This window comes from Clostridium sp. BNL1100, assembly GCF_000244875.1.
In the GTDB taxonomy this organism is placed as follows: domain Bacteria; phylum Bacillota; class Clostridia; order Acetivibrionales; family DSM-1351; genus Ruminiclostridium.
The window spans coordinates 165653-183809 of record NC_016791.1 but is presented as its reverse complement, the minus strand read 5'-3'; the positions used below and the strand labels follow the sequence as shown (position 1 = coordinate 183809).

Below are 18157 nucleotides of genomic sequence, written 5' to 3'. Positions count from 1 at the left end.
TTTTATTTAGGGGATAAATTATGAGAAACATCATAGGCTCTATGCGTTTCATAAACAGATACGTTAAAAGAATAAATCCCATCGTCGAGAAAAAGTCCGAAGAGTATTACAATTATACCGGGCGTATAGTAAAATACAATATCAAAAAAAATGCTGTGGAAGCCTTGAAACAAAGTAGTCTTGATATGGCTGTTTCATCGGTTTGCACTTTTTGGCCGGGTGTTAATGTCAATCTTGCTTCAGAGGTTATTTTTTCGTTTATGGCTGTTGTACGCTACCTGAATAAAATCTGTGAAAATTCATCTGTTGTAACTGAGGCTTTTATCAGAGTAGTGTTTTCTTCATTAAAAGATGCTGCAAATATACGTAATGAATCCTTTGAGAAATATTTTACCTTTTTCCCTTCAAAGGATGATAATGGCTATCTAAGTATTCTTGTTGAAAAGTGCCGTCAAAAAATTCAGCTTCTGCCTTCATATGATGTTGTCAGAGACTCTATATCTGCATATCTTGCATTGTACATAGACCTTCAGGTAACAAAATACTCCTCCAACGACAATGAAAAGGAAGTAAACCTGATTAGATGGAGTACGGCACACGGTCAGAAATATCCCGACCTGACCAACTGGGAATTCTGTATGTGTATAGATTCTGGACTTGATATACTGCTTCTTCTGTCCCTTGCAACGAATCCCAATTTGTGTGAGGAGGATGCCGAAAACATTAACACCGCATTCTTCCCATGGATAAGCTGTATACATAAGATTTTGGAATGCTACCTCAAATATAATGACGATCTTTCTTCCGGTAGCCTAAACTATGTTTTTTATTACGGGAGTCTCAAAGAATACGAGGATAGAATTAAATTCTTTACCGACAAAGCTCTGTCTGTCAGAACCGGGTACAGAAGCAATATAAAATCGGTGCTCAAAATTCTTTTGAGCTTGTTTATCACTGACCCCAAAGCAAGCGAAGGTATGAACAAAATTACAAGCAAAGGATTGTATAAATCAGGTGGAAAAGGTATGTGGCTATATGCCCTATCCGCTAAAATCCTAAGATTTCTAAATAAGTTCTAGCCGAATATAAATTGGCAGGCCCACACAGATGCAATAACACTTATAATATCAGCCATTATGGCAGCGATAAGGGTATACCTGATATTTTTTATTCCTACCGAACCGTAATAAACCGCCAGAGTATAAAAAATTGTTTCTGTTGACCCCATCATTGTAGCTGCAACCCTTCCGGCATATGAGTCCGGCCCAAAGGATTTGATAATCTCCGTTACAAAGGCAAAGGACGCACTTCCTGATATGGGACGTAGTAATGCCAGCGGTGCAACCTGTGGAGGCATCCCCAGTAAATCTGTTACAGGCCTCAGCAGAAGTATCAGACTATCCATAGCTCCGGACGCCTTGAAAACTCCTACTGCAACCAAAAGTCCTACCAGTGAGGGAATTATTTTTATTATTGTGTCTATTCCGTCCTTTGCACCTTCTACAAATACATCATAAGCTTTTACTTTTCTTAATACTGCCACCCCAAGTATTACTACAAATATTGCCGGAACAGCGTAGTCGGACAAGTGCCTAATTAAACCCATATTCCACCGCTTTTCTCTAATTGTCTTTTTTCCATACTGCTGACAGCATCTTTGCCGCTATAATACCCATGATAGTTGCACAGACAGACGCAATCCATATGCAAATGATTATTTCAGCAGGTTTTTTCGAGCCCTCAGAGGTTCTGAGTGCAATTATATTTGCAGGTACCAGTTGAATTGCTGCCGTATTTAGGACCAGAAACATACACATGGCATTGGTAGCTGTTTTTTTATCCTTATTTATACTCTGCAACTCCTTCATAGCCTTTAGCCCTAATGGTGTAGCAGCATTTCCCAAACCAAGAAAATTTGCAACAAGATTCATTACTATAGCTCCTAAAGCCGGATGATCTTTTGGTATTTCGGGAAAAAGGAACCTTAAAACCGGCCTTACTGCACGTCCTATTATTCTGATAAGTCCGCTTTTTTCGGCTATTTTCATCAACCCCGTCCAAAGGCACATAACCCCCAACAAGCCTACACATACAGTGATAGCAGTCTGGGCAGAATCCATTGCAGCCTTTGTTACATCATCAAGTCTGCCATTTACTATCCCGAATGCAAACCCTATCATTAACAGCCCAATCCAAATATAATTAAGCATAAATCCCTCTTTTCTGGCCGCTAAATGGAAACAACATTACTCCTAGTTATATATGCTTGGACACATTCTTTTATGAAACAGAATAATAGTTTTTTTTGTCGAATATCTCCCGAACCGATAAATAATTTTCCAGTATTATTTTTCAATCTCTGTAAAAATTAAAACAAACTAAAATTTTAACAATTTCGTAACATTTTAAGTATTTTATCCATTTTTGTTAAAAGCCTTGGAATAACTGGCTTTTAAAGTATTTAAATAACAAAAATAACAAAATACTTGAAAATTTATGAGTTGACGTTTATTGGAATTTATGGTATTATAAATTCGAAGTTTGTCGAAATATGTAGTGCATATGAGGAGGTCAATTTTGATGAAATCTACTGGTATTGTAAGAAAAGTTGATGAGCTGGGAAGAGTTGTTCTTCCAATCGAGCTCCGCAGAACATTGGACATCGCAGAAAAGGATGCTTTAGAAATCTACGTTGATGAGGCAACCATTATATTGAAGAAATATGAGCCTGCATGTATCTTCTGTGGTAATGCCAAGGATGTAATCGTATACAAGGGTAAGAATATCTGCCCTGAGTGTATGAAAGAACTAAAGAAGTAATAACTTATTATTACAAAAAAACAAAAGTAGAAAGAACCCGTGAAAGTTTTCACAGGTTCTTTTTATTTTTTCATTACGGCATTATATACGTCTCTTTTATTTAAGCCCCTGTCCTCAGCGGCTTTTTTTATGGCATCCTTTTTTGTAAGTCCCTCTTCAATGTATCTGTTTACATGGTCTTCTATACTGATTTCAGAGTATTTGTCACGTTCCTGCTCAGCAAGCAACTCTTCATCCTGTCCCTCAATTATGACAACAAACTCACCTTTTGGAGCTTCTTCCTGAAACCGTTCCATTGCTTCCAATAAGCTGCATCTTATGACCTCTTCAAATCTTTTGGTAAGCTCTCTTGCAAGGGCTATCCTTCTGTCCCCCCAAGCATTATACATATCTTTTAATGTATATGGCAGTTTATGAGGAGCTTCATAAAATATAATTGTCCTTGTTTCATTTTTCAACTGTTGAAGTCTTTCCTGTCTAGACCGCTTATTCATGGGAAGAAAGCCTTCAAATACAAATCTTCCGGCAGGCAGCCCGGATATAACCAGCCCTGTAACCGCTGCAACCGGCCCGGGAATCATTGTGACTTCAACTTTGTTTTCTATTGCAAGCTTAACTAAATCCTCTCCGGGGTCCGATATTCCCGGGCTTCCCGCATCAGATACCAGAGCAATGTTTTTGCCAAGAAGCAGCTGTTCTATCAGATAGTTGCCCTTTACTACCTTGTTATGCTCATAATAGCTAACAAGAGGTTTTTTTATCTCAAAATGATTTAAAAGCTTGATTGTCTGTCTGGTATCCTCTGCTGCTATAAAGTCAACTTCTTTTAGGGTGTTTATTGCTCTGAAAGTTATATCCTGCAGGTTACCAATAGGTGTTGCTACCAGATAAAGTTTACCCTTTTCGCTCAATTTGTCTTTCCTCTTCTCTTCCATATATTTTATTTATCTCATCCGAGTATGTTCCGTCCGAGTTATATACATATAACGGTTCCATTACCTTAAGTTCAGGGTTGCCCCCTCTGTTTCCCTTAATAAGCAGCATGTTTGGTTTCTTGCCGGGTTTTGGGTGTACCATTCTTAAATATTTTGGCTCAATCCCTTTATTCCTCATACAGCATATTATATCCGCCAGTCTTTCGGGCCTGTGTACCATTGCAAGTTGTCCGCCCGGCACCAGTAATGCCGCAGCCGCACTTACAACATCCTCCAGACTGCATAAAATCTCATGCCGGGAAATTGCCTTGCTGTCTAGGGGATTTACCAGTCCGCAGCCCTTATTGGTGTAAGGAGGATTGGAAACTACAACATCAAAACTGGATCTTCCAAAATACTCCCGGTAAAGTTTTATATCACCCTGTACTATCTCAAGCCTATCCGAAAGTTGATTCATGAGTACACTTCTGGAGGCCATCTCAGCCATTTCTTCCTGAATCTCAAGGCCAACAATCTTGGCTGCCTTTGTTTTCCCCGCCAGAAGTACCGGTATTATCCCTGTTCCCGTTCCTATATCAAGAACTTTGTTGTTTCTCTTAACATCAGCAAAATCAGACAGCAGTACCGCATCCACTCCAAAACAGAATTTTTCTGTATTTTGTATAAGCTTGAGCCCGTTGAGCTGTAGGTCGTCAATACGTTCTTTTTCCTTAATAGTAACCAAAAGTACACCCCTTATGATAGTTTTATCCCCGAAAAAAGGGCCAAATAAAGGATGACCCTTTATCTGACCCTTATTACCCAAAACTTATTTCTGTTGAGGAGCATCAACAGGACATACGTTTGCACATGCGCCACATTCTATACAAGTATCCTCATCAATTACATAAATACTATCTCCAGCAGTTATGCATGATACTGGACACTCTGATTCACATGCCCCACAGCTAATACAAGCATCACTTATTGAATATGCCATTTTTTTAACACCTCCTAAATATTAAGGAAAACAAATATCTTACTATTTGCTTTTCGCTACTATTTTACCATCTATTATACTGATTGACAAACTATTTTGCCATCTCTTTTAATCTTCCAGTTGTTTAAGGGCTTCAAGGTCTATATCATTGTCGTCGCTGGTTGTTGCGTCTTTTATTACTTTGATTTCTCCATCCTTGAAATTATATACTCTCAAATCGGATTCATTACCAATGTCCAGTTTGACTTTAAGAATTTCCTTTAATAATATTACTTCCACAACAGTTCCCTGTCCTTCAGGAGTTTCAACTATAGCACCAACTTTAGGAACTCTGGCAAGAAGATCCTCATATGCCTCCTGTTCATATTTGAGACAGCACATAAGTCTTCCGCAAGTGCCTGAAATTTTGGTTGGATTCAGGGACAAGGACTGTTCCTTTGCCATTTTTATTGAAACAGGCTGGAATTCTCCTAAAAATGAATTACAGCATAGTACTCTTCCGCATATTCCTATTCCACCCATCATCTTCGACTCGTCTCTTACACCAATCTGGCGAAGCTCTATTCTGGTTTTAAAAACTGATGCCAAATCCTTTACAAGCTCTCGGAAATCAACTCTTCCATCTGCTGTAAAATAAAACAAGACCTTGTTGTTGTCGAATGTATATTCTACATCTATAAGCTTCATTTCCAATTTGTGGTCGTTAATTTTTTGCAGGCATATGTTAAATGCATCTTTTTCTTTTCTATCATTTTCCTGAGCATGGGCAACATCTTCTTCGGTTGCTATTCTGATAACCTTTTTCAGCGGAGCAACTATCTCAGACTCGTCCACTTCTCTGTTCGGAACAACAACCAATCCGAATTCTATTCCCCTTGCAGTTTCAACTATGACATTCTGGTTCAGATCTATCACTAATTCGCCGGGATCAAAATAGTATATCTTGCCTGCTTTTTTAAACCTAACTCCTACAACCTTTACCATCTATAAAGTTCCTTTCTATAATACATAAAAAGTTTACGTATTATTTGCCTGTTTAATTTTCATAAGCATAACTTCTATGGCAAGCTGGAAATTGGCATTACTGTCCAAGCCCCTACGGGCATCCCAGACCGCCTGTATGCATTTTAAAACATGTGAAAAAGATAGTCCCACATTCCTAATAATCATATCTTTTTTATCTGAATTTATCAATAGACTTGTATCACCAGTCTCCTTGTAAATTAGTAAATCCCTGAAATACAATAATATTACATGCAGTACATAGTCTACCCTGTCATTATTTCTTTCAAACGTTTCATAAAACTTAAACAAGTCAGCGTCTTCCGCTGATACAAGCTTTGAAGTAAACTCCAGTACTTCTTCCCTTAATTCAAGGTAATGGGGCGATTCTGCAAGCTCCAATGCCGTACCTGCCACACCGTCAGCATATGAAACGATAAATTCCCAGTCAGGTTTTCTAAGCCCATAGCTTGACTCAAGAATTTCCATAACGTCTTCATGGGATAATCTGTTAAATAGTATTCTCTGACATCTGGAACGTATAGTTTGTGCTACTGCCGCCGAAGATTGGACTGTTAATATAAATACTACATATGGAGGCGGCTCTTCCAGAGATTTTAATAGTGCATTTTGGGCCTGAATAGTCATAGCATCAGCATCGTTTATGACAATTACCTTGTATTTGGAATAAAGAGGCCTTATAACAAGTCCTTTTAATATATTTCTTATCTCCTCGACGCTGATGCTTTTATCTTTTTGAATTATTTCGTGAAAATCCGGATTTGAGGCTTCCTTGTATAACTGACATGATTTACATCCCCCGCACGGGAATTGGTCCTCACTGCACATTAGCATTGAGGCAAATTTCAGTGCAGTATCTCTTTTTCCAACTCCATCCGGGCCTTCAAATATATATGCATGACTTACATTATCTTTTTGTACTGCAGCTCTTAATGCGGATAGTATTCTTTGGTGCCCTAACATTTTGCCTCCGTAATGTCATAAAAACAAGTCAAGTATCAATCCCCTGATATCATCAAGTTTTTTAAGTATGCTAATGTTGTCTTGTTGTGATTTAAGTACTTCATTTGTCAGTTCAATAAGTTCTTCATTTATTTTCTTTATAATTGCATAAACCCTGTGCCTACCTCTTCTATCCAGGAAGTTTTTCTTCATAAAATTATGTGAATGTGAAACCGCCTCATCAAGAAATTCGGAAATTAGCTGCTTGTAAACCTTCAATTCCCTGATGTCAGTCTTTTTTCCAAGTTTTTTGCCCTGACTCTCTATTTTATCAGCAAGTACTTTAACCCTCTCTTCATAATTCTTGGTTTCAAGTTTTCTTAGCTGATATGAAAAAGTTGCATCTTTTTCATTTCTTATGGTTCTTTCATCTCTGCCGGACAAAGCTGAAATATTTGTACGGTTATCGGACGAATCCTGTATCTTGATGGGAATCGGAATCACCTTCTTATAGCTTATTTTAAACCTTGTGGAATTTTTCTACGTCAACTACAAAAATTGTAGCTCCGCCTACCGTTACTTCAACGGGATATGGCATAAACATTCCGTTTATACCTCCGGATGAGGCCGGCGTATTTATAACCTGTCTCCTGCTTTTTGATTTCTTTTCAATAATGGCAATTACTTCATCCAGCTTTTCTTCATCTACACCTACAAGTAAAGTGGTATTTCCAGCCTTTAGGAAACCTCCGGATGAACACATTTTAGTAACACTAAAGCCGTTCTTGTTAAGTTCCTCCATTACCCTGTGACCGTCTTCATCATGTACAATAGCAAACACCAGTTTCATCATAATCCCTCCTTAAATATAGTCATAGTCTTTAAAGTATTTCCTTCAGGTATATCTTTATTTGTGAAGATATTTCTTCTATTGATTTTGAAGCATCTATTGTCTTAATCCTGTCGGGATATAATAATGACATTTTCCTGTAACCCTCATATACCCTGATATGAAAGTCCATTTTTTCCTGTTCTATCCTGTCCGCACCCGTGGATTTTATCCTTCTTTCTATTGCCAAACGCGGGTCAATGTCGAGAAAAAATGTAATATCGGGTACTACACCGTCAACTGCGGCTCTATTGACATCTGCCACAGTTTTAAGGTCAACCCCTCTGCCACATCCCTGATATGCATAGCTTGAATCTACAAACCTGTCGCATATAACATATTTACCGCTTTCTAAAGCTGGCCTTATGACCTGAAAAACATGCTGGGCTCTGGCTGCTGCGTAAAGCATCAATTCTGTTAAAGGGGAAATATCTATATTCCTGGGATCAAGTATCAAATTCCTGATCATCTCGCTGATTTCGGTACCTCCGGGCTCTCTGGACAGTACTACGTTAATGCCAGCAGCCTTTAGAAATTCTTCCATCAACTTAATCTGAGTTGTCTTTCCAGACCCGTCAGTTCCCTCAACAGTTATAAACAAACCTTTACGCATTATTTTACCTCCAGCTGTTTTATCATTTGTCTGATACAAAAATTATAACACATTATTTTACAACTTGGACACTATTATTATTACCAACACCATTAACCTTCCCGCCCAATTCAATAATGGATTCTATGTAACGTATCTTCCAACTATCTATCAGTTCTCCGGGGTAAAGAACAGGAATACCCGGAGGATATGGAGTGACTACTCCCGCACATATCCTTCCTAAACAGGATTTTAATTCCTTATGTTCCTTTTGTGTAGCATAGGCTTCATACGGACTTAATGCCGTTAAAGCTTCAAATGGTTTCTGAGCTACCAAACTTCGTATTTTTTCTGCTTGCCTTCCCCACTCATCATTAAAAGACACTTTAGCCAGCTTTGTTAAACTTTCATAAAGCCTATCAAAAGTCCTCTTATTATCAGCTGTTGTTGTAATTAAAACAAAGTTTTCATAATCAGCCATTTCTACCTGGACAGACAACTCTGCTCTCAGCACTGCTTCTGCCTCATATCCGCTTATACCAAGCCCTGATGTATTTAAAACCAGCCTTGTGGGATCCTGTATTGTATTAATACCCAGATACTTGCCTTCTAAAACCTCATAACCATGTATTTCAGCAATCCTGTTTTTAAAAGCATTGATTTCTTCAATCAAATAAAAGAGTCTTTCTTTTCCTTCCGTTTCCATGAGCTCTCTTGCAATATCCAGATACGTCATTATAATATATGAAGGACTTGAAGTTTGGAGCATGGCTAAGTTAAATCTGATTTTTTCAATGTCAATAAGGGAGCCGTTTATATGCATATACGCACCCTGTGTTACAGCCGGAAGTGTTTTGTGAGCACTTTGTATTACAATGTCTGCTTTGTATTGGTTTGCTGAAGGAGGCAGCAGAGGGCTGAATACCAAGTGCGCTCCGTGAGCCTCATCCACTATCAAAGGTTTTCCGTGTGAATGAACTATTTTTACTATAGCGTCAATATCGCTGCATATACCGTAATAATTAGGCCTTGTTATGAGTACGGCTGCTGCTTCAGGGTTCATACAAAGAGCCTTTTCAATACTTTGTGCTGTTATGCCTTCATTTATTCCAAACTTGCTGTTGTATTCGGGATATATAAATACCGGTTCTGCCCCGGACATTATCAGCCCTGACACTACAGATTTGTGTGAATCTCTTCCTATTAATATTTTTTGGCCTCTTGTGCAAACACTCATAATCGCAGCCTGAATCCCGCAGGTTGAGCCATTTACAAGAAAAAAAGTATTATCAGCTCCAAATGCCCTTGCTGCATGCTCCTGAGCCTCTTTTATTATTCCCTCTGGATAATGAAGATTGTCTGTTCCATCAACCTCAGTTACGTCGAGTTTGAGAACGTCCGTGGTAAGTTCCTGTGGAATTCCTTTTGACAACTTGTGGCCAGGCATATGAAATATATTTATATTTTCTTTTTCATATTTTCTTAAATAATTATATATTGGCAAGTTATACACTTTTGCACCCTTTTCCATGTTAATCCTCTGTTTACGTATTTCAAGCCGGGTATGGCTTTGCTTCCGCCAACACCCGGCCTGCATAACCCGGTTCATATATCTATTTTACTTATTAAAGGCTTTCTTTACAATATGCAGTCCTAAGTCCCCTCTGTAAAGGGCTTTATGAACATAGTATAATGGAATCTCTGTGCATTAAAACGATACTTCTCCATAAGCTCAGGCCCACAGCTGTTTGAGCCTACTCCGCTTTGGGCATAATCTATGCAAAGAACAGTGTTTCCGCACTTTTCCAGTTCAAAATTGTGAGGCTTACTTGTCAGTTCCTCCTGAGTATAGTAGGATGCATTAAAACTAAAAGTCTCATCTCCGGTTATCAGTAACCCAAGACCACAATTTGATACCAGCTTTACATAATGGCACCCCCAGTGGCTTCCGTTTTCCTGGGGTTTCAAGTAGTCCTCATGCATGCTTCCGACTTTAGATTTAAAGTGTCCCATATATGAAGACCTTCTTTTATCTGCATAGCTTTCATATGGACCATATCCAAAGTAATCAACATTGCTGATGTACTCCGGTAGGAATAATCTCAGGCCGAAGCGGGGCAGAAACGGCATTTCCATATTCCTTTCCACCTGCATGTTAACTGATATAAGTCCATTCTCTGCTATATTCCATTCTGTACTGATACTCAGTATTCTCTGTATGTGAACCGCCAAAAGAGATAGTTCTGTGATTATCCTTATATTACCGCTTTCCTTGAATACCTGAGTATTATATGATCGGGACAAAGTTCTGTCATAGCCTGCCTCTTCCCATTTATGCCGTACATTTCTATCATTGTCCGTAGGTGCCCTCCATATATTGTAGTTCATTGGCTTTTCAAGAATTACATTATTGTCGTATACCATTTTATCAAACACGCCTGTCATTTTATTAAAGGTGTACCGAAAGTTTTTCCCTATTATTACGACGTTCCTGTCGGATTCTACCAAGGATAGTTCTCCGCCCCCTGAATTCGATTCTCCCAAAATATTGGTTATCTTGTCCTCCTGTAGTCCAACCTTGTCACCATCCACCTTAACCTGGTCAAAACCAAGTTGATATCCGCTGTTAACAAACGGTGTATCAGTCTTTTGTATATAATCAAATTTTATATAGCAGTCGCCTTCTTCCACATCAGGAAGGCTAAGACTTATGACTTTTTTCTCATGGGGTTGTATGTCCAGTAGATTGGGATCATCTATGATACCTTCTGATATAACCTCACCGTTTTTAGTTACTTCGTAGGAAATATACAAGCAGTCTTTTGCATTAATAAAATCAAGCATATTCCTGAAGGCAAATTGTCCATCTTTGGAATTCTCATCTACAAGTCTTAGCGGTCTAAGAACATTTTTATATTCCAGCAACCCTGTATGAATTCTTCTGTCAGGATAAACCAAACCATCCATACAAAAGTTTCCGTCATGGGGAAATTCACCGAAATCTCCGCCATAAAAATACTTCTTCCTGCCATCTTCAGTTCTTCCCATATAGACAGCATGGTCGCACCATTCCCAAACAAATCCCCCACATAAACCATCGTATTTTTCTATCTGTTCATGGTATTCCTCAAGATCACCCGGGCCGTTGCCCATAGCATGGGAGTACTCGCATAAAATAAGAGGTTTGGTAACATTCTCCTGAAAATATTCAATTATATCCTCACAGGAGGCATACATACGACTGTACAGATCCAAACCACTGAAATCAGCATCATAGCCCTCCGGCGGATACAAAGCACTTTCATAATGGGTAAGTCTGCTGTTATCGTAACCCTTAAGCCACTTCAACGCACTCTCAAAATTTTTGCCATATCCAGATTCATTTCCAAGTGACCATATAACAATACAAGGGTGATTTTTATCCCTTATAACACAACTTTTTACCCGGTCTGTAATAGCCTCTTCAAATTCAGGGTCATGCGCCAGCATGGGAAATGCCTTTCCGTCCTGCCCGCCCCCGAAAACTGCAGTTGTACCATGGGCTTCAATATCTGCTTCTGCAATGATATAGAATCCATATTTATCGCAGAGTTCGGTAAACAGAGGAGAATTTGGATAATGGCTTGTACGAATAGCATTTATATTATGCTGCTTCATCAGCATTAAATCCCTTAGCATATCTTCAATAGCTACCGCCGGTCCTTTTACAGAATCCGAGTCATGTCGATTTACACCCTTGAATTTTATTTTTTGACCATTCAGGTAAACAATACCTTTCTCAACTTTTATTTCGCGGATGCCTATCGGCACTGAAATAGTCTCAAATTCTGATTCCAGTACTAAATTATAAAGATGTGGGATTTCTGCACTCCACAACTTTGGATCATCTATTTTAATACTCAGGCTATTTCCCTGTGCCTTTCCCTGGGCTTCAATATTCCCATTTCTACTATCCTCAAGCTTATATTCTATGCCGGGAACACTTCCTGTGAAATCCATGTCTACTCTTATTTCAGCACTTTTATAGTTCTCGGTGAGCGAAGTTTTTACAAAGAAATCCCTTATATGATTCTCCGGTCTAAGAATAATATAAACATCTCTGAATATACCTGATGTCCTGAATTTATCCTGATCTTCAAAGTAACTGCCATCACACCATTTAAGTACAAGGACCGCTATAGTGTTAGTTCCTTCATGTACATGGTTAGTTATATCAAATTCACTGGTAGAATGGGAAACCTGACTGTAACCTATAAAATTACCATTAATCCATAGATAGAAGCATGAATCGACTCCCTCAAAATTAATATATTTGTTCATTCCCATCCAACTGCTATCTACATTAAACTCTCTGACATATGCACCACATGGGTTATCTACGGGAACATACGGAGGGTCATATGGAAAAGGATACTTTATATTTGTATATTGATGCCTGTCGTAACCATGATTTTGCCATACAGAAGGAACAGGTATTTTATCAAATCCTGCTCGGTCATATCCGGGTAAATAAAATTCATCCGTTATATTATAGATGCTTTTGAAATAAAGGAAGTCCCACTCTCCATTTAATAAATGAAATCTTTGTGACTTTGTTCTGTCATTGCTTTTATTGACATCCCTCGGTGGGTAAGGTATATAATAAGCCCTTTTTTCCATTGTCCCTACATGAAGTTTTTTAGGGTTTTCAAAATAATTTTTTATTATCATTCTCTTCACAATCCTTTACGGTTTGGTTTACAGCCTGCGCCTCGGAGTATCTCTATTAAATTATAACTCAAAAATTAACTGTAACCGGTCTAATCAACTTTACTAAATTAGTATGTGCAAAGATTTAATTATTGAACCCCAATGAAAAAAAGAATAAAAAAAATATTACCGGACAAAATCGAAGTTTGAGAAGGTCAATCGTCCGGTAATATTATATAACACTACACTACTACTCTTAAATTTTTAGTTTGACAGTCTCATTTGAGCTATCAAGAGTAAAACCAATCTTTATCTCATGGCACGAAACTTCATAATCACCAAAGAATCCCGAAACCTTAATTTCTCCGTTTTCATCAGTCATGTACTTAGTCGGCTTCAGCCACCATTCACCTTTTACAAGTTTGTGTAATTCATCATATGCAGGCTTAACCCTGTTATCAACAGTAATAAATCCTGATGGTGCACCCAGCCAAGCTCCATCTGCAAAATCCCACCAAGTAATGGATTCAACCTTTGGATTCTCCAAAAGTGTCTTATAATGCGATACAACTTCTCTGGCCTGTCTGTCCTCACCCTCAGCTGTTGAAGGCCATTCTTTTACTTGATAATCATTCAGGTCTTCAATTTCAGGCGGTATCAACTGTCCTGAAACCAAAGTATTTTCTGTAAAATGAAGCGGAATGCCAAATCTGGAGAACCTTTCGAGTACTTCCAAAGTCTTTTCCACGCCCCAATAGCCTTGATGCATATGAGATTGTATTCCGATTGCATCAATAGGTACTCCGGCCTCAATAAGTCCTTCCAGCAGAATCGCATAAGATTCGGAAGTGTTGAAGTCGTTAATCAATAGTGTCGCACCCGGATTTGCTTTTTTCGCCTCATTGAACACCTTGCTAACCAGCTTTATACGTCCAAGCTCTTTGCAAATCCTTGTGATCCCGTTATCATATTTATCAAAAACAGGCATGATAACAACTTCATTTATTGCATCCCAAATATCTATCAAGCCTTTAAACTCTGAAACATCACGGTTAATACGATTCATCTGAGCCGCAAGTATTTCTTCATTTGTCATATCTAGCAGCCAAGGTGCTGTAACAGTGTGCCAGCACAATGGATGCCCCTTTAACAAAAGTCCATTTGAAGCTAGCCATTGGGCTGCCTTCTTCGTTTCCTTTATCATGGGTTGGCCCTTTACAGGTTCAAATCTTCCCCAATAAAAAGGTACAGTTGCGTAATTGAACAAATCAAAAAACTTCTCAAATCGTTGTCCTGCAAGTTCCTTTTCTTTACCCTTAAATATATCATTTACATACGGAATAGCATCAAATTGTGCACAACCGAATAGAAATTTATGCTTGGTTTGTTTAACAACAACTTCTGTATTTCTTAAAACACTGCCGTCTGGTCCGGAAAGTTTAATAGTCTTTGTTGCTACTCGATGGCTATACTTGCTGTTACTAACTATACTCATTATTCCTTCTCCTTCACGGAAATGGGATTATTCTTTAACTCCACCAACATTCAAACCTACAACGAAGTATCTTTGCAGGAATGGATATACAATAATTATCGGAACAGCTGCTACTATTGTTATAGCTGCCCTTATAGATAAGGACGTAACCATAGTATCTGCAGTTTGCGAATTAGCACCCACACCTGCTGCCAAGGCAGGATTTGAATTGAAGTTCTGTGTCGAGCTCAGCAGCTTCATCAACTCATATTGCAGTGTACTAAGGTTCTGTTTTGACGAACAATACAGGAAGGTATCAAACCATGTATTCCATGCACCAACTGCAACGAAGAGTGCAATTGTAGCCAGTACGGGTTTACACAAAGGAAAGATTACCTGTATAAATATTCTGAAATCTCCTGCTCCATCGATTCTTGCTGATTCAACAAAGCTTTCAGGTATACCTATAATAAAGGTTCTGATAACGATCATGTTAAACGCTGCTATCATTGACGGCAGAACATATACCCAGAAGCTGTTCAACAAATGCAAATTCTTTATCAGGAAGTAGTTCGGTATTATACCTGCATTAAAGTACATTGTTAATACAAATATTATTGTTATAGGCTTTCTGAATACGTATTCCTTTCTGCTTAACGTAAAGGAAAGCATAGTAGTAAGGAATAAATTCATCACTGTAGAAAGTACTGTTCTTTCTACTGATACCAAGAATGCATGAAATACGTTGCCTCCTATGAATATAGCCTTATAATTCTGAAATGAAAATTCTCTAGGCCAAAGGTATATTCCGCCTCTTAAAGTGTCAACCCCATTGTTAAAAGATATTGCAAGTGTATTTAAAAATGGATAGAGAGTTACAATCATAAGTGTAGCCATGAAGACAAAATTAAATGTGTTAAAAACTACGTCTCCTATCCTTACGGGTTTTCGTAGATTAATCATAGTACCTCCTTAGATAAGCCTTTCTTCGCCTAATCTCTTAGCAACATTATTGGCAAGGAATAGCATAATAATTGCAATTACACTCTTAAATATACCAGCTGCTGTTGCAAGCGAATAATTGAACTGGTTAATACCATACTTGATAACATAAATATCTATAGTTTCAGACCAGTCTAAAACAGGCCCCTTTCCTAACAGGTACTGAATTTCAAAACCTGCTTCCATAACATGACCTATAGACATTATCAGAAGGACTACAAAGGTAGCTTTAATTCCCGGAAGTGTAACATGCCACATTTTTCTAAATCTTCCGGCTCCATCTAAGCCTGCTGCCTCATATAGAGCAGGGTCGATGGCAGTTATTGCCCCAAGGTAAATTATAGTATTCCACCCAAGTTCTTTCCATACGTTAGTGGCACCTACAATCCCCCAGAAATATTTTCCTTCACTTAGCCAATTAATTGGAGAATTAATTATACCTAATTTCACCAGTACTATGTTTACAATACCTCCCTCAGTAGAAAGGCAAGTAGCCACAATACCTGTTACAATTACCCAAGATAAAAAGTGCGGTAAATAAGATATTGTCTGAACAGTTCTCTTGAAGAACACATTCTTAATTTCGTTTAGAAGTAGTGCAAGTACTATTGCTGTAACATAACTTAGTATCAGGTTTATAAAACTCATGCTAATTGTATTTCTGAAATCTCTTATGAAATTATCATCTTTAAATAGATATTTGAAATTTTGGAGACCAACCCACTTTTGTTCAAAAAAGCCTTTTGCCGGTTTATAATTCTGGAAAGCCATGAGCCAGCCCCAAATCGGTACATATGAAAAAATTAAAATATAAATGAGCATCGGTACGGACATGAATATAAGCTGCTTTTGCTTTACAAGCGTGTTCCAGGTTATTTTATGTCCCGTCATTTTCTTGCCTTGTAGTTTATTATCAGCTAAAGCTGTTACATTATTAGCCATACTGCCTCCCAGTAAATCAAGTCATTGGATTTTTTAAATATCCATTGGAGCATAATTAATATGCTCCAATGGACTTTAACTATCTATTACTTCCAGTTGTCAGCTCTCCACTTGAGTTGATCATTGATTCTATCAACATATGCTTGAATATCTTCTTTGTGGAGTTGATTTACATATTCATCCCATACACTGTCAAACTTATCTGGTTTAGCAAGTATTGCCTTTGGTAAGAACTTAGTTGCAATATCTCCAACTTTTGTGTTTGCCATGCTTGCAGGTGAACCGTCAACAAGATCTATCTGCCATGCTGGGTATGAGATTCTGTTTTCAGGAGCTGGGCTGAAGAAATCAGACTGTTGATCATATCCGTATGCCTTTAAGAAATCTTTGTCGTACTGGTCAAGTGCATCATAGTATTCTTTTGGCTGTCCGCCTGGGCCTGTAGCATTTCCATCACTGAATGTACCTTCCATCTTAGGAGCATAGTACCAGAGAGTATGAGCCATGTTTCCAAGTCTCCAAGTCTGGTCATTGTAGTTTACACGTTGTTCAGGAGTCATGAAGAATGAACCCTTATCGTCAACCTTGTAATCTTCACCTTCGATTCCCCAACCGAGGATCTTCTGCCATTTTTCTTCCAGTAAAGCATCGAAGAATTTAACTATTCTTGCAGGGTCTTTAGCGCTCTTTGTGATTGCATAACCTGTGTTAACATTAAGAACAGGTCTATCCATGTAGTAATCCTGTGTTCCTTCATCGAATACTACAGGCAATGGAGCATATGTTCTTTCAAACTTCTTCTGAGTCTTTAATGTTAATTCAGCATTGCTGAAATTCCAGTGCTGGTCGAACATACCAAGAACTCTACCGCTTGAAAGCTTAGCTATATATTGGTCATAGTTCATAGTAAATGTTTCCGGGTCAAGTAAGCCCTTAGCATTTATTTCATTAAGTTTCTTGTAATATCTCTTTGAATAATCCTTATCCCAGAAGAATTCTGCAGTATTAGTCTTATTATCAACTACAACACCGCCATCGTTTGGATGACCAATCAAATGTTGAGGTGGATTCTTTAGGCAGAAATCTCTCCAGCCTTCTGAAAGAACTTCAAATCCAATTGTTGGTTGTCCGTCGATTGTAGGATTCTTTGCTTTATACTTTTCTATAAGATCGAAGTACTGGTCAAGAGTTTTAACTTTTGGGTAACCAGCATCCTTCAATACTGCTTTTTGCATAAAGAAAGCAGGTCCTTCATTAACATTTATACTAAAATCATTATAATAAACACCGTAGCCAGGCATTACATAAAAATGCCCGTCTGAAACATCCTTTACCTTATTCTTGTATGGATCAAAATGCTTCTTAAGGTTTGGAGCATCCTTTTCGATTATTTCCTCTAAAGGAACTAAAGCACCAGCTCCTGTAAACTTACTAACTGTATCTGAGCCAAGAGTTATTACGTCAGGATATTCTCCGCCGGCAATCATAACTCCTATCTTCTGGTTTTTGTCACCTACTAAGAACTCAAAATTACAAGTAACGCCGAGTTCTTCTTTAATTTTCTTGTAAATCTTGTTATCAGGTGTTGGTGCCTGACCTGGGTCAGAGATAAAGAAGCTTATCTCTATTGGATCGAGCTTTTCAGCTGATGCTGAACCTGTAGCTGTTGCTGATCCAGAAGTTGAAGTAGAAGAGCTGCTGCTATCGGAACCGCCACAACCTGTTAATACAAAGCTAACTGACAATAAACCTGTTAATAGTGCTACTAGCCAATTTCTCTTTTTTAACATCATTTTTTCTCCTCCTTATATATTTTTATAAGCAGAATCACATAAAAAGTAGTGATACTACACATTTATTATCAGTTTTT

18 protein-coding genes are annotated in these 18157 nt (G+C 38.2%); 2 read left to right on the top strand and 16 right to left on the bottom strand.

The window, feature by feature from the left end:
* The first annotated feature begins 20 nt into the window (after positions 1-20).
* Positions 21-1079: a DUF2600 family protein gene (locus CLO1100_RS00835; protein WP_014311869.1), complete on the top strand. Its 1059-nt coding sequence runs from the start codon at positions 21-23 to the stop codon at positions 1077-1079.
* On the opposite strand, the gene CLO1100_RS00830 is transcribed toward CLO1100_RS00835, so the two are convergent.
* Both CLO1100_RS00830 and CLO1100_RS00825 read right to left on the bottom strand, forming a co-directional pair.
* Positions 1076-1606, bottom strand: a complete 531-nt coding sequence (locus CLO1100_RS00830; protein WP_014311868.1) for a spore maturation protein — start codon at positions 1604-1606, stop codon at positions 1076-1078. The genes CLO1100_RS00835 and CLO1100_RS00830 overlap by 4 nt on opposite strands.
* 16 nt (positions 1607-1622) lie before the next feature.
* Positions 1623-2210: a nucleoside recognition domain-containing protein gene (locus CLO1100_RS00825; RefSeq protein ID WP_014311867.1), complete on the bottom strand. Its 588-nt coding sequence runs from the start codon at positions 2208-2210 to the stop codon at positions 1623-1625.
* Positions 2211-2574: 364 nt separating this feature from the next.
* On the opposite strand from CLO1100_RS00825, the gene CLO1100_RS00820 reads away from it, so the two are divergent.
* Positions 2575-2820, top strand: a complete 246-nt coding sequence (locus CLO1100_RS00820) for an AbrB/MazE/SpoVT family DNA-binding domain-containing protein (RefSeq protein ID WP_276187207.1) — start codon at positions 2575-2577, stop codon at positions 2818-2820.
* 62 nt (positions 2821-2882) lie between these two features.
* On the opposite strand, the gene rsmI is transcribed toward CLO1100_RS00820, so the two are convergent.
* The 14 genes from rsmI to CLO1100_RS00750 form a co-directional block, all read right to left on the bottom strand.
* Positions 2883-3731 (bottom strand): 16S rRNA (cytidine(1402)-2'-O)-methyltransferase, encoded by an 849-nt coding sequence (gene rsmI, locus CLO1100_RS00815; protein WP_014311866.1) that lies wholly within the window; start codon positions 3729-3731, stop codon positions 2883-2885.
* Positions 3715-4479 carry a tRNA1(Val) (adenine(37)-N6)-methyltransferase gene (locus tag CLO1100_RS00810; RefSeq protein ID WP_014311865.1) on the bottom strand — a complete coding sequence of 255 codons (765 nt, stop codon included), beginning with the start codon at positions 4477-4479 and terminating at the stop codon, positions 3715-3717. Before CLO1100_RS00810 ends, rsmI begins: the two co-directional genes overlap by 17 nt.
* Before the next feature lie 84 nt (positions 4480-4563).
* Entirely contained in the window at positions 4564-4734 is a 171-nt protein-coding gene (locus tag CLO1100_RS00805) for a 4Fe-4S binding protein (protein WP_014311864.1), read from the bottom strand.
* A gap of 108 nt (positions 4735-4842) precedes the next feature.
* On the bottom strand, positions 4843-5718 hold the full coding sequence (locus CLO1100_RS00800) for a stage 0 sporulation family protein (RefSeq protein ID WP_014311863.1): 876 nt from the start codon (positions 5716-5718) through the stop codon (positions 4843-4845).
* 33 nt (positions 5719-5751) lie between these two features.
* Complete coding sequence (gene holB, locus CLO1100_RS00795) at positions 5752-6720, bottom strand: DNA polymerase III subunit delta' (protein WP_014311862.1); 969 nt, start codon at positions 6718-6720, stop codon at positions 5752-5754.
* Between the two features lie 15 nt (positions 6721-6735).
* Positions 6736-7203 (bottom strand): YaaR family protein, encoded by a 468-nt coding sequence (locus CLO1100_RS00790; RefSeq protein WP_014311861.1) that lies wholly within the window; start codon positions 7201-7203, stop codon positions 6736-6738.
* A gap of 16 nt (positions 7204-7219) precedes the next feature.
* On the bottom strand, positions 7220-7549 hold the full coding sequence (locus CLO1100_RS00785; RefSeq protein ID WP_014311860.1) for a cyclic-di-AMP receptor: 330 nt from the start codon (positions 7547-7549) through the stop codon (positions 7220-7222).
* 31 nt (positions 7550-7580) lie between these two features.
* A complete protein-coding gene (gene tmk, locus CLO1100_RS00780) occupies positions 7581-8201 on the bottom strand; it encodes a dTMP kinase (protein WP_014311859.1) in 621 nt (206 codons plus the stop codon).
* Positions 8202-8253: 52 nt separating this feature from the next.
* Positions 8254-9711, bottom strand: coding sequence for an aminotransferase class I/II-fold pyridoxal phosphate-dependent enzyme (locus tag CLO1100_RS00775; protein ID WP_014311858.1), 1458 nt, complete (start codon positions 9709-9711; stop codon positions 8254-8256).
* 122 nt (positions 9712-9833) lie between these two features.
* The gene (locus tag CLO1100_RS00770; protein WP_014311857.1) at positions 9834-12890 is read right to left on the bottom strand and encodes a glycoside hydrolase family 2 TIM barrel-domain containing protein; all 3057 of its coding nucleotides are present in this window, start codon (positions 12888-12890) and stop codon (positions 9834-9836) included.
* Between the two features lie 235 nt (positions 12891-13125).
* A complete protein-coding gene (locus CLO1100_RS00765; RefSeq protein WP_014311856.1) occupies positions 13126-14364 on the bottom strand; it encodes an endo-1,4-beta-xylanase in 1239 nt (412 codons plus the stop codon).
* A 27-nt stretch (positions 14365-14391) separates the two neighbouring features.
* Positions 14392-15306, bottom strand: a complete 915-nt coding sequence (locus tag CLO1100_RS00760) for a carbohydrate ABC transporter permease (protein ID WP_014311855.1) — start codon at positions 15304-15306, stop codon at positions 14392-14394.
* A 9-nt stretch (positions 15307-15315) separates the two neighbouring features.
* Complete coding sequence (locus tag CLO1100_RS00755) at positions 15316-16287, bottom strand: ABC transporter permease subunit (RefSeq protein WP_014311854.1); 972 nt, start codon at positions 16285-16287, stop codon at positions 15316-15318.
* An 86-nt stretch (positions 16288-16373) separates the two neighbouring features.
* Positions 16374-18080, bottom strand: coding sequence for an ABC transporter substrate-binding protein (locus CLO1100_RS00750; RefSeq protein WP_014311853.1), 1707 nt, complete (start codon positions 18078-18080; stop codon positions 16374-16376).
* Between the last annotated feature and the right edge of the window lie 77 nt (positions 18081-18157).